1 protein-coding gene is annotated in these 280 nt (G+C 53.2%); it reads left to right on the top strand.

Going from position 1 to position 280, the window contains the following annotated elements; genetic code table 11:
- Positions 1–70: 70 nt before the first annotated feature.
- Positions 71–280: transposase (locus tag HOV93_RS25485; protein WP_207399381.1), on the top strand; the 210-nt coding region annotated here is incomplete at its 3' end.

Genomic DNA, 280 nt, shown 5'->3' with positions numbered 1-280 from the left:
ATCTGCCTTGGGGGTGTGATACACTATTCAGTAATAGTCCACGATCCCATTTGCTGCTCGGTGAAGTGCCATGCCTCGACAAAAGCGTGCCGATGAGGGAGGTTCGATCTATCATGCCCTGAATCGTGGGAATGCTCGGCAAGCCCTCTTTCACAAAGAGGAAGACTATGAAGCATTTCTTCGCGTGCTGGGCGAAGGGCTGCGGCGTTACCCGGTCGAGCTCTTCGCACTGACGTTGATGCCCAATCATTGGCATTTGATTCTTCGTCCCGAGCAAGAC

This window comes from Bremerella alba, from assembly GCF_013618625.1.
GTDB lineage: Bacteria > Planctomycetota > Planctomycetia > Pirellulales > Pirellulaceae > Bremerella > Bremerella alba.
The sequence above is the reverse complement of the archived record's forward strand: the minus strand, read 5'-3'. Positions and strand labels throughout refer to the sequence as shown.